Source organism: Methylocystis heyeri, assembly GCF_004802635.2.
Lineage (GTDB): Bacteria > Pseudomonadota > Alphaproteobacteria > Rhizobiales > Beijerinckiaceae > Methylocystis > Methylocystis heyeri.
The window spans coordinates 3192156-3203366 of the sequence record NZ_CP046052.1; the positions used below are offsets into that span (position 1 = coordinate 3192156).

Here is an 11211-nt window from a genome sequence, read left to right on the forward strand (position 1 = left end):
AGGTTCTTGTCATAATGAAGCGCTCGATCTCTTGGAGGAGACGAAAGATGCCGACGACTTTTCCGGAACATACCGTGGCGGCGCTGGCCGTTGCGACAACAGAGCCTCTCGGACGCCGCGCCGCCCGAAAATTTTGGACGTGGACTCATCGCTGGATAGGCCTGATCGTCGGCGTCTATTTCGTCGTCGCCGGGCTGAGCGGCAGCTTGCTCGCCTTTTGGCAAGACATAGACGAATTGCTCAACCCAAATTTGATGCGGGTGTCGCCGCCCCGCGAGGACGCTTCCTATAAATCCATCGACGAAATTCTTGCCGCGGCGCGAGCTCAATTCCCTGATTCGGTTAAGGTGCGCACCGATACGCCGGTGTTCGTGCGGCTACCACGTCATCGCGCCGGCGCCGTAGAGATCGCATACATGACTGGCTTGCCGAGCAAGGACCAATTGCAGGAAGCCAAGCGCACGAAAGACGCGTCGAAGCTCGACATGGGCTCGATCGCGGGTCACAGCGTATTTGTCGATCCCTACACGGCGTTGGTCAAAGGCGAGCGTTTCGGCGGCTGGTCCCTGCGTCCGCTGACCATGCCATTCGTCTATATGATGATGAGCCTCCATTGCGCGTTGCTATGGGAGCCCTTTGGACGGTTGACGATCGCGGGCGTCGGTCTGGTCCTTCTGATTTCGACGATCATCGGCCTTTGCCTCTGGCTGCCGCGCAACGGCTCGTGGGGCAAGGCGATCAGAATAAAGCTCGGAGCGAAGCCAGAGCGGGTCGTTTACGACATTCACAAAGCCTTGGGGGTCTGCTTCGGAGTCGTTCTATTAGTCTCTATCTTCTCGGGCATGTATATGAATTTCAAGCCGCCTTGGCGAGCGCTCGTCTCCTTTTTCTCGCCCGTGCGACAACTCAGGACAGATTTCGAGTCAGAACCAGCGAACGGGCGCGCACCGCTTACGGCATCGGCCGCCGTCGCGATAGCTGACGGCGCTTTCCCCGACGGATGGTTGCAGACGCTATTGCTGCCGCGTGGACCGCAAGGCGTCTATGTGATCGGCAAGCATCTCGAAGGAGAGATCAATCAAGCCAGTACGAGCCGGATGCTTGTGATCGATCAATACAGTGGGAAGATTTTCGCGCGCCAGGATCCACGGGAATTTTCCGCGGGAGAGCGATTCCTCGACTGGCAATATCCGCTTCATTCGGGCGAGGCGTTCGGCGACGCCGGACGAGCCTTCATGGCGATCTTCGGCCTCGTCCCTCTGACGCTTTACGTCACCGGTTTTATTCGCTGGCGGCACAAATCTCGAAGCCGAGTCTTGCTCGGCGCGCGCGAAACGGATGTGGCGAGGAAATAGATTTATGGCGGATCGACAGCTCGATGTACCCTTCGCGATTAATCGGCAGCGTCGGTGCGGGAGCGTATTAGGGGCATCGGTCGCCTTGACGCTATGCGCCGCTCCTCTACGCGCGGATGAGGGCTTCTGGCTCTATTCGCAAGCACCGTTGCAACATATCGTCGAGAAATACCGTGTCCAACTGACACCGGAGTGGCTCGACCATATGGAGAAGGCCACGGTTCGATTCAACTCAAAGCGATACGATGCCTATGTCGGCGGGTCCGGTTCCTTCGTCAGCGCCGACGGACTCGTCCTAACGAACCGCCATGTGATCCCTCTAAGCATTCTCGCCAAAGCCGAGACGGCGGGCGGCAATATTCAACGAGACGGCTTCGTCGCGCAAAGCCTGGAAGAGGAGACGAAATTGCCCGGCGTCTCCCTGGACGCCGTCCTTTCGAGCATGGATGTGACCACGCTCGTCAACGAACGAATTCCGGCGACGGCGACGGACGCCGACGCCGAGCGCATTCGTAAGGAAACCATAGCTGAATTAGAGCGGGCCGGATCCACGACTCCGGGAACAGAGGCCGAAGTCGTCTCGCTGGACGCAGGCGCGCGTTACATGCTGTATACCCACCGTCGCTACTCGGATGTACGCCTCGTCTTCGCTCCTGAGGCGGCGGCGGCGCAGCGCATGGAAGACCACCCCGCGCCAGCTTTCGACGTAGCGCTGGTTCGGGCCTACGAAAACGGCGTCCCCGCTCGTCCTGACCAGCACCTGCAAATGTCGGCGCGCGCGCCCACGGAAGGCGAATTGGCCTTCGTCCTCGGCGTCCCGACGCGCTCCAACCGACGGCTCACCGTCGCCGCGCTGGAGGCGCAACGCGACATAGAACTGCCGCTGTGGCTGGAAGCTTTTACCAAGTTGCAGCTTCGACTTGCAGCTTTCGCGGCGCACGATGCCGACAGCGCCCGGGCAGCGGCGCCTGCGCTCGTCAACGTCGCGTTCGTGCGTCGAATCACCGAAGGCCGCCTTGCGGCGCTGCGCGACGACACCTTTCTCGCGAAACGTCGCGAGAAGGAGCTCGAACTGACGGGCTCGCTAGCCGCACACGGAGACGACAATTCGATCGAGGCTTATCGAAACATCGCCCGCATTGCGCCTAGACGAGCCCGGCGTGCTTTTCGCAATGAATTGCTGTTCCCGACCGCCTCCTCCCCATGGCCGCGCGAAGACGTCGTTTTGCCGTTTGGGCTCGATTATGCGAGTAGCCTCCACGCCTTCGGCGAAGTCTTGCTAAAATCCCGTAACCAACGGGATTTGACTGATGCCGAAAGGAGTCGAGGCTATCGTGCGAAAGATCGCGGCGACCTCGAAAACTGGCTCTTCAACGCAACGAAACCAGACCCAAGGGTTGAGGAGCTTCGTCTTCAAGCGTTTTTCGATACCTTAGTGGAATCGCTCGGGGCAGACGATCCATTTGTCCAGATCGCGCTCGACGGCGAAAGCTCGCAGCAGCGCGCGGCGAGTCTCGCCTCAGGCACGCATCTTGACGACGTCGGGTTTCGCCGCGCGCTGTACAATATGAGCAATGAATCTTTTGACGCGACGCCGGACGCTTATCTCGAAATGCTGCGCTCCCTGGAGCACAAAAGACGTGATCTCAACGATGCGGACGTCGTGGACGACGCTCTATTCGAACGGGAAGAAGAGCGCATGAGGCGAGCGACCGCGATGGCGCTCGGCGGCGCGCTCTATCCAGACGCAACCAGGACCGCGCGCATCGCTTTCGGGACAGTTCAGGGTTGGCGTGGATCTGGAGGAACGGTTCCTTACGCCACGATGATCGGAGCATTCTTCGATCAGCCAAAGGCGGATGTATCGGAACGAAGCGCGACGCCTTTGCGATGGGCCCGCGCCGCGGAGCGTGTCGAAAAAGGGACCATGTTGGATTTTGTGAGTACCGCGGACGTCGTCGCGGGGAACTCCGGAAGCGCAACAGTCGACACAAAAGGCCGTCTGATCGGCATCGTCTTCGGCCCCGGAGCGGTCGAGGGCGCGACGGCGGTCGATTTCGCATATGGAGCAACTGTATCGCAGAGAGCGGCGCATGTCGCCGCCGCTGCGATTTTCGAGGCGCTTGCCCATGTCTACGACGCGCCTCGTCTCGTCGGCGAACTAAAAGACGGACATCGGTGACGATCAATTTGGGGATACGTCTAAGCTCGGACAGAGCGCGGTGATGGCTAATGCTCACCAATTCAGGATGGTTGCGTCACGGACCCCCACTTCGACGGCCGCTCCGAGGCGATGCAGTTGAGTTGCGATGGCGAAGCGGCAAAAAGATCGAGCAGGCCGCTGTGTCGAACCTCTCACGCGACAACCGGAATATGTCGCCTTCGACGCATTCGAGGTTTACCGCTGGCGTGTTATTAATCTCGGTTTGGCCGGCGCCTCGGGCGCAGGTGTCACGTTGACCTGGGACCGTTAAATTAGCTGGGGGCGCGCGACCTCTTTTGGGCCCGAGGATATGAGGGCGTCTCGATTCGGATGCGCCCATCGGCAGACCAATACCCCAGTTAATTTGACTGTCCCCTAATTTTTAGTCTGTTATTCGGCGCCCAATCCAATAAACCCTATGTCGCCCATTCATCACCTCGCAATCGCAAGCCCGGAAATGCGATCCGGCTCATGGGCCTTTCGGCTCGGGCGGACCTGGTAGACGTAATGGGCATCGCCTCCGCGCGGATTTACGCGGCTTTTGGTTCGAAGGAGGCGCTGTTTCGCGAGGCAGTCGCACTCTACGAAACGAATGAAGGCAGCTTCGCCGACCAGGCGCTTTCCGGCGCCAAAGACATCCGATCCACACTCGAGGAAATGTTCCGCGCGGCGATCGCTCTTTACACGCCAGCTCGCAGGGGTTGCATGGTAGTTTCGGCGGCAACAAATTGCTCGCCGGAAAACGCAGGCTTGGGGCAGTGGCTGTCTGACCATCGTAAAGCGCGAACCCAGTCCATCATCGAGCGTTTGGAAAAGGCCAAAACAGCCGGTGAAATCGGACGCGAGGTCGATTCAACAGCTCTTGGGGACTGTTGCGCGACCTTGCTTCACGGCCTTTCCGTGCAGGCAAGAGACGGCGTCGATCAAGCTAGGCTCGAGGCTGCGGTTACGACATTCCTGGCGGCATTCGATGCAGTGACTGCCCAAAATCGCTTCTCAGGCAGTCAATAGTTATTCATTGCCCTGCCCTTGAGCAGCAAAACACGTTCAGACCACAACGGCATACTTTGGCAGCCGGACCAGTTCGCAAGGCGCGCGATGAAACGCTTCGGCGCTAGAGGAATTGAAGCCGCAAGCCGCACATTCCCAGCATGATGAGCGAGGCGATGAGCCCTGCAAAGGCACAGCCCCATTTCGCGACAGCATCCGCCGTGCCGCGGCGCGCACCGTGCGAAAGCATGACGATCCGAGTGCCAAAGAAGGAACGCGCGATTCCCCGTGCCAGTTCCGCCGACCAGAACGTTGCCGCGATCTGTAATGCGCTCCTGTGGCGCCGGTGAATCACGCGACCAACGTGAGGGACTAGCGGGATCGGCATAGGCGAAGCAGAAGAGCCCAGGCCCCCACAGCGGAAGCCGCTGACGGCTTTCGCCACGGAGGGACCAGTGGACACCACGCCTCAAAAGCGGGAAGGCCGCTTTTCGGCGACCTTTTCATAATGCTCTGACTTTCAGTGTTTTTTCTGGAGCGGGCGAAGGGATTCGAACCCTCGAACCCAACCTTGGCAAGACTGGGAACCGATGGCTTCGGAGCTCGCGCACTTTTCAGTTCACCGAATGCGCGTTTTGACTCGGCGAACCGACCCTACACTTTTGCCGTTCTTAATCGAGATTTAGAACGGTCCAGCCTGCATACGTTGTTGATTTTAATGGCGCGCCCGAAAGGATTCGAACCTCTGACCCCCAGATTCGTAGTCTGGTGCTCTATCCAGCTGAGCTACGGGCGCATGCGCGGGCGGCGTTTTTGACCCCGAAGGGGTCCAGCGCGCCGGCGCGTAGTTCGTTTAGCCGTAACCAGCATGAATGGCAAGAGCGCCAATTCAGCTTTTTGTCGATTATCGACCTCATGGCGGATTTTCGGCCGGCCGCGCTGCCGACAGCCTCCCCCGCCAGTCTGGCCCCCATATTGCTTTCCGCCGGCGGGGACTGGACGCGTCATGAAAACTTTTCTGGATTGGTCGGCCTACGACACCTACGGCATCGGCGACGCCTATTCCGGCATTCCCGCGACGGGGGGCAATTACGCCAAGGCCGTGGCGGTTTGCATGCACAGCCGCGACTGCCAGAAGACCGCAAAGGGCGTCATGTGCCCGAGCTACCGCATCACCGGCGACCGCAAACACTCCACCGAGGCGCGCGTCGCCGCCTTCAAGGCGGCGCTCAACGACGGCGACGGCGACGCCTCTGCGGTTCGGACGGAACCGGAAAGACGCCGAAGCTTCCTGTTTGAACGTGTTTTCTTCACGCGAACCGGGATCAGCTTCGCTCGAAAACACTCCAAGAGCGCCTTCGCCGATCCCCGCCTCGACGAAGCGATGGATCTCTGCGTCTCCTGCAAGGCCTGCAAGAAGGAATGCCCCAGCGCCGTCGACATGACGCTGATCAAAACCGAATATCTCGCCCAGCGCCACGAGGTGAAGGGCGTGCCGCTGCGCACCCGGCTCTTCGGCGGCGTGCCGGAGTGGGCGGGGCGTCATCGCCCGCTGCTGCGCCTCGCCATCCGCCTGCGCAACCGCCTCTGGCCGATAGCCCGGCTCGCGGAAAAAACCCTCGGCATAAGCGCCCGCCGCGTGATCCCCGAGCCCGCGCCGCAGGCTTTTTCGCACAACGCGCCGATGAGTGAGGCCGCGGCCGCGCGGGGCGAGGTCATCCTTTTCGTCGACACCTTTTGTCATCATTTCGACCCTCACATCGCGGAAGCCGCCCTGGAGGTTCTGGAGCGCGCCGGCTACCGCGTGCGCATCGCCCGTCCGGCCCCGACGGATGCGGAACCCGATCGTCCGCTCTGCTGCGGGCGCACTTATCTCACCACCGGCATGGTGGAAAAAGCGCGGGGCGAAGCCAAACGGGTGCTGGAAGCGTTCCGAGGCGAGATCGCCGCCAAGACGCCGATCGTCGGACTGGAGCCTTCCTGCCTGCTGTCCTTGCGCGACGAGCTCTACAGCCTCGGCCTCGGCCCGGAGATCGGAGACCTCGGCAAGCAGCTCTACCTCTTCGAAGAGTTTCTCTCCCGCGAGCATCAGAACAACGGCCTGCGGCTCGATCTGAAACCCTCAAACCTGCCGAAGGCGCTGGTGCATGGCCATTGCCACCAAAAGGCCTTCGGCGCGATGAAGGCGACGCGCAAGGTTTTGAGCTGGATTCCGGGCTTTGCCTATGAAGTCGTGGAAACGAGCTGTTGCGGCATGGCCGGGAGCTTCGGCCTGGAGGCCGAACATTTCGAAGCCTCGATGCAGATGGCCGAGCTCGCGCTGCTGCCCGCGGTGCGCGCCGCGGCGGAAGACGCGCCGCTGATCGCCAACGGGTTTTCCTGCCGCCACCAGATCGAACACGGCAGCGGGCGTAAGGCGAGACATATCGCCCTGGTGCTGCGGGACGCTCTCGCCGGCGTCGCGCCCTGAAAGCGGGCTCAGCCCGGCCTTTACGGTCTCCATATGATTTCGCCTCTGTTTTGCGGATATGGAGCATGTTCCCAAAAAGTGCGAAGCGGTTTTTGGAAAGGAACATGCTCCGTCAATGAGATTTGGAGCGCGTTCGACTGTGTTTAAACCGAACGCGCAGAGGGCTGCGCCCGAATTTGGAGGCGCCGAAATCGGCCCACAAGCCGGCGCGCGCGAAGCCGAAGCTGCGACAAAATCGCCTCCCCTGCTGGTCGGGCGGACTGTAGCGCACTAACATTAAAAGCTGGAGCGGGCCTTGATCGCGCAGGGCCGCTTGGGGTTACGGCTTGCGGACGGTTCGAGGGGGCTATGATGGAGCAGCCGGCGGTCACCAGCATCCTGCACCCGACCGATTTCTCGCAAAGCAACAATACGGCCTTCGTTCACGCGCTTCGCCTTGCGGTTGCGACGCGTTCGGCTTTGCATCTCTTTCATGTCGACGACCGCTCTGGTCCGGCGGACGCGGAAGGCTTCCCGAACCCGTCGGAGGCCCTGGCCCGGTGGAAAATGCTCGAGCCCGGCGCCGCCCCTGCGGAAATCGAGTCGAAGCTCGGCGTGAGGCTGATCAACGCCAAGACCGAAGCCAGCGACGTCGCCCAGGCCGTGGGCGGCTACGCCGAGCAGCATAATTGCGACCTTCTGGTGCTGATGACCCACGCCTTGAGCTGGCTGGAACGCATGTTCATCGGCTCGCTCGCGGAGGCCAGCGCGAGACTGGCGCATGCGCCGGCGTTGTTCCTGCGCGAAGGCGACGACGGATTCGTCGATAAAGCCACCGGCGCCATAAGGCTCCGACGCGTGCTGATGCCGGTCGCGGCCGAGGTTGGTCCCATGCACGCCTGGGGCGTCGCCTCCAATCTGGTGCGGCTGCTCGAGCCCACTGCTGAATTCCGGGTCGTTCATGTCGGCGAAACCCTGCCGACCTTCGGCAATCTCCTGCCCCATGTCGAACTGCTGAGCGGACCGGTGCTCGAGACGATCCTGGAAATCGCCGACCAGAGCCCTCCGGATCTGATCGTCATGGCGACGGCGGGCCACCGAGGCCTGTTCGACGATGTCAGAGGCAGCACGACGGAAAGGGTGTTGCGCGAAGCTCCCTGCCCGGTTCTGGCGATACCGGGCAAGCAATACCGCGTCTGACGGAAGGTCGTGAACTCTGGCCGCAACGTGGGTGTTCAGCTATATATGGCGGCGTTGCGGTTCCGGGTGGTCGAAAGACAGCCACTGCTGTCAGTAATATCGCAACTCTGCATTTTACAGTCGGAAATTCCGAACCCCACATCAACAGGTTGATTATCCGGATTTGATCTCGCGCCGCACCGCCTCAAATGAGTCATATTCAGGTAATATCTGCGCCGACAGGTATATTTCTCTCGAAACGCGAATCCAATGGTCACGTAAAAGTCTGCACTGCCTCGATTTTTGCGATTCCAGTTTGCATAGTATATTTATACGGTTATGAGATTTACATCTTAATACGATACGTTTTCGTCCCATTGCAGCCTTGACAGGGTTTGAGGCCTGGATAATTCTTAAATATACGTTAGTGGTAGTTCGTCGGCATGAGGAACAGCGAGGCGATTTCGCCGGCCGGCGGGGCCGGCCTCGCGGCGTCATAAGCGGTTGATTCGATATCCAAAGTCGGTCGGCGTCGATGATCGGCGCCTGGTCGCGTTGGGAGGAAGAAATGCGAAAGAACTTTGAAAAGAATATCTTTGGCGTGACGGCGGCCACTCTCCTGGCGGCCGTCTGCGGGACCGGAACCGCACAATCGCAGGAGGCGATCACCGGCGCGCCTCTCGACGTCTCGAGCGTGCGCGGCGGACCTGCCTCCGCCGGAGCCGCGCGGCAGGTGATATTGCGGGACCTGCCCACCATCACCGCCGCAAACCCCGGCCCGGTCAAGAAAGCGTGGCGGCCGAAGACGGTTTTTTCCGCCAGCCAATTAGCGGCGATCAAAGCGCAGGCCGCGCTCCCGGGCGCAAATCCGGCGGCGACGACGCTGTCCGGAGAGCCGACGCCGCCGTCCGACGGGATCACGCCCAATACCCCAGGCGCCAGCATAAGCTTCGAAGGGGACGCCGAGTTCGAGCTCTGCAGCGGCTGGACGCCGGCGGATCAGGCTCTGGCGGTCGGCGACGGCCCCAGCCCGGTGCTTCAGGGCGTGAACCAATGTCTGTCGGTCTGGAGCATAAGCGGTTCCCGGCTGCTCGGCCCGAAGAACCTCTATGACTTCTTCAACCTGCCTTCGGGCACTTTTATGAGCGACCCGCGCGCGCTCTATGATTTTTACAACCACCGCTTCATTGTCACCGCGCTCGACAGCGATAGCGGCAACAGCAATAATTACGACATCGCCGTCAGCGCGAGCGACGATCCCACCGGCGGCTGGTACACTTGGAGATTGTCGGTTCCGAGCGCGAGCCGCGCGCTTCCCGACTATCCCCGCGTCGGCCAGGACCGGGCGGCGACCTATCCGATCGGTTCGGGCACGGCCTATCCCGGCGCCATTTATCTGGCGTCCAACCTCTTCTCCAACGACACCGGCCATTTTCTCAACGAGGAATGGCTGATATTGCCCAAAGCCGCGATGTACAACGGCCAGGGTTTTAGCTTCTGGTACATCTTCAACACGCAGTGGGACGGACATCCCACCGACACCACCCAGCCGGTCAACGTCTGGAGCCCCTATGACAATCCGCGCGCCGAATATCTGATCGGATCGCGCAACTTCTTCTGCTCCTCCGGCTGCAACGGCCTCGCCGTTTGGGCGATTTCAAATCCCTTCGGATTTGTGTCCGGAGGACCGAGCCCGGAGCTGTCGGCTTACGTATTGGGCACGGGGAACAACTATTCGCAGCCGCCGAATGCAACCCAGCCCGGCGGCGCCAACACCATCGATTCCGGCGACCTTCGCATCTCGGGCGAGGCGACCTATCTCTCGGGCTCGATTTACGCCGCCATCGCCCCGTCCAACGGAGCGGGCGGAGTGCAATCGATCCTCTATCGCGTCCAGCCGTCACTGAACGCCAATGACTCGAGGTGCACCGGCTCTTACACCAATCTCTGCCCCCAGGTCACAGGGGCCAGAATGCTGAACGAGACGGTTCTGAACTACGGCGGCACGAAGTCGGCCTTTTATCCGGTCCAGCAGCCGGATCTCGAAGGCAATGTAACGACCGTATTCTCCTACAGCACCACCGCCTACTATCCCAGCCTCGCCTATATTTCGCAGCGCGCCTCGCAAACGCCGGCGACCTTCGCCGACAACGGCATCTTCCTTGCGACCGGGCAGGCCTATTACAGCCAGGGCCGGTGGGGCGATTACAACGCCGTCGCCCCGGCGGGCGTCGCCTATCTTCCGGGCGACGGACATGTGCCGGTCACGCCCGGCATGGCCTTCTCCGGCATGTATGCCGGCGGCAGCAACAACTGGCGGACGAGGATCGGCTACAGCAAGTTCACCAGCGCCGCCCAGCCTTGAGTCGAAGCAAGGCGCGCATCTTCCGCTGAGGCGACGGAAAGAAGTGCGCCCGAAGAGAGAGAGCGCCGGCTCCGAAAAGCCGACGCGAGCGAACCCCGCCGTTCTGCGGCGGGGTTTTTGTTTGTTTGCCTCCGCACGGGACTGCTCCTGCGCGCCTGTCTTTCGTCATGCGCTCACGCCACGCTTCCGCCGCGGGCCCGCCACCCTCCCGTGCCCGGCGCATAGTGGCATATGTCCTTGCAACCGGCGTCGATGGCCTGACGCAAGGCTTTTGCGGAGCGACCGCCCGCCTGGCAGATCAGAACGATGGGCTTGCCCTTCGGAAGCTGCGCCGGCGAAAAGCTCGAAAGCGGCATGCTGATCGCTCCCGGGACATGGCCCGCAGCGTATTCCTGAGGTTCGCGGACGTCGACGATCGATCTGCTCTTGTCTGCGACGACGCGCGCGAAATCGTCATGCTCTATGGTCGGCGCCGCGCCTCCGGAAATCTGCGAAAGAATGCTGCCCAGCGACATTTGTTTCTCCTTGGTTTGGAGCGCATTCGCATCACGACACGCGCTTGCTACGAAATTGCGCTCCGGCTTTGTGATTTCCGCTCCAACGCGCGCTCAACTTCTGCCTTAACGCGTGTCCCACCCCGAACCGGCTTCCGCTTCGGCTGGAAACGCTC

At 61.2% G+C, this 11211-nt stretch carries 7 protein-coding genes and 1 tRNA gene; 6 read left to right on the top strand and 2 right to left on the bottom strand.

The window, feature by feature from the left end; all coding sequences use genetic code 11:
• The first annotated feature begins 47 nt into the window (after positions 1–47).
• From H2LOC_RS14490 to H2LOC_RS14500, 3 genes are all read left to right on the top strand, one after another.
• Positions 48–1355 carry a PepSY-associated TM helix domain-containing protein gene (locus tag H2LOC_RS14490; RefSeq protein ID WP_162009778.1) on the top strand — a complete coding sequence of 436 codons (1308 nt, stop codon included), beginning with the start codon at positions 48–50 and terminating at the stop codon, positions 1353–1355.
• Positions 1356–1359: 4 nt separating this feature from the next.
• Entirely contained in the window at positions 1360–3537 is a 2178-nt protein-coding gene (locus H2LOC_RS14495; RefSeq protein ID WP_162009779.1) for a S46 family peptidase, read from the top strand.
• 528 nt (positions 3538–4065) lie between these two features.
• Positions 4066–4569 carry a TetR/AcrR family transcriptional regulator gene (locus tag H2LOC_RS14500; protein ID WP_246206842.1) on the top strand — a complete coding sequence of 168 codons (504 nt, stop codon included), beginning with the start codon at positions 4066–4068 and terminating at the stop codon, positions 4567–4569.
• A 698-nt stretch (positions 4570–5267) separates the two neighbouring features.
• Here the strand turns inward: H2LOC_RS14500 and H2LOC_RS14505 are convergent.
• Positions 5268–5344, bottom strand: a tRNA-Arg gene (locus H2LOC_RS14505).
• Between the two features lie 210 nt (positions 5345–5554).
• Here H2LOC_RS14505 and H2LOC_RS14510 point away from each other — a divergent pair.
• The 3 genes from H2LOC_RS14510 (at position 5555) to H2LOC_RS14520 (ending at position 10541) form a co-directional block, all read left to right on the top strand.
• A complete protein-coding gene (locus H2LOC_RS14510; protein WP_136497700.1) occupies positions 5555–7018 on the top strand; it encodes a (Fe-S)-binding protein in 1464 nt (487 codons plus the stop codon).
• Positions 7019–7366: 348 nt separating this feature from the next.
• Complete coding sequence (locus tag H2LOC_RS14515; protein ID WP_136497701.1) at positions 7367–8197, top strand: universal stress protein; 831 nt, start codon at positions 7367–7369, stop codon at positions 8195–8197.
• A gap of 547 nt (positions 8198–8744) precedes the next feature.
• Positions 8745–10541, top strand: a complete 1797-nt coding sequence (locus tag H2LOC_RS14520) for a hypothetical protein (RefSeq protein WP_136497702.1) — start codon at positions 8745–8747, stop codon at positions 10539–10541.
• A 173-nt stretch (positions 10542–10714) separates the two neighbouring features.
• On the opposite strand, the gene H2LOC_RS14525 is transcribed toward H2LOC_RS14520, so the two are convergent.
• The gene (locus H2LOC_RS14525; RefSeq protein ID WP_136497703.1) at positions 10715–11056 is read right to left on the bottom strand and encodes a rhodanese-like domain-containing protein; all 342 of its coding nucleotides are present in this window, start codon (positions 11054–11056) and stop codon (positions 10715–10717) included.
• Between the last annotated feature and the right edge of the window lie 155 nt (positions 11057–11211).

What these genes read in the sequence shown, in the direction of transcription:
- H2LOC_RS14490 (WP_162009778.1), top strand. Translation starts at nt 48, where the DNA reads ATGCCGACGACTTTTCCGGAACATACCGTGGCGGCGCTGGCCGTTGCG.
- H2LOC_RS14495 (WP_162009779.1), top strand. Translation starts at nt 1,360, where the DNA reads ATGGCGGATCGACAGCTCGATGTACCCTTCGCGATTAATCGGCAGCGT.
- H2LOC_RS14515 (WP_136497701.1), top strand. Translation starts at nt 7,367, where the DNA reads ATGATGGAGCAGCCGGCGGTCACCAGCATCCTGCACCCGACCGATTTC.
- H2LOC_RS14510 (WP_136497700.1), top strand. Translation starts at nt 5,555, where the DNA reads ATGAAAACTTTTCTGGATTGGTCGGCCTACGACACCTACGGCATCGGC.
- H2LOC_RS14525 (WP_136497703.1), bottom strand. Translation starts at nt 11,056, where the DNA reads ATGTCGCTGGGCAGCATTCTTTCGCAGATTTCCGGAGGCGCGGCGCCG.
- H2LOC_RS14520 (WP_136497702.1), top strand. Translation starts at nt 8,745, where the DNA reads ATGCGAAAGAACTTTGAAAAGAATATCTTTGGCGTGACGGCGGCCACT.
- H2LOC_RS14500 (WP_246206842.1), top strand. Translation starts at nt 4,066, where the DNA reads ATGGGCATCGCCTCCGCGCGGATTTACGCGGCTTTTGGTTCGAAGGAG.